2 pseudogenes are annotated in these 668 nt (G+C 76.9%); both read right to left on the bottom strand.

Annotated elements, in window-relative coordinates:
- A pseudogene (locus HCC78_RS34410) lies at nucleotides 1–263 on the bottom strand (IS5/IS1182 family transposase); the annotation flags it as partial.
- 108 nt (nucleotides 264–371) lie between these two features.
- Nucleotides 372–552 (bottom strand): annotated as a pseudogene (locus HCC78_RS34405) (transposase); the annotation flags it as partial.
- Nucleotides 553–668: the final 116 nt, after the last annotated feature.

Raw genomic sequence — 668 nt, 5'->3', positions numbered from 1 at the left:
CCGGCGGCCGGGGCATGCGTGGCGCTGGAGCGCTTCCCGCCCCTGAAACCGGCTTCGGCATTGCGGCTGCGGCCGGCGGGCCGGGCCATCGGCCGGGGTTCCGGACCGGGCTGCGGGGCAGTGTCCCGTGCGGGAGGACCGCCGTCCTCCTTCGGCCGGACGCCCTTCATCGAGGCCCGGGCCTCCGCCAATGTGCCGTCGAGCGGGAAGTGGCCGTCCGGCAGAAGCGGCGCGGCCTCGCGATGCGCGGGAATGGCCGCCATCACCTTGCGCGGCCTGTCCGTGGCCAGCGGCCGGGCGCCGGTCCCGGCTCGACCGCGGCCGGCCTCCGGCCCGGGGCTCCGCCCGTTCAGGGCTGAATTGATCCCCCGGAACACTTCCGGGACGCCCTTCGCCCCACACGGGGTCACCGATGCCGAGCCCGGCGAACCGGCGGACCGGCAGGTCGCGGTCCAGCTGCTCCATCAGCTGCCGCCCGGAGCGGACCGGGAACGGGATGTGCAGCAGGCTTGCCCGGACCAGCCGCTCGGGGGCGATCGAGGGCGGCGGAAACCGGCGTGGAGCGCCGCGAATCCGCCGTCGCGGCCGGCGGGCGCGTTCGCCATGGGCCTCGGACCGACGGCGGCTCCATGGCCCGCTTCGCCGCCTGCCGGTTCGTCCGCAGCGGG

Source organism: Mangrovicoccus sp. HB161399, from assembly GCF_013184745.1.
In the GTDB taxonomy this organism is placed as follows: Bacteria; Pseudomonadota; Alphaproteobacteria; order Rhodobacterales; family Rhodobacteraceae; genus Mangrovicoccus.
The sequence above is the reverse complement of the archived record's forward strand: the minus strand, read 5'-3'. Positions and strand labels throughout refer to the sequence as shown.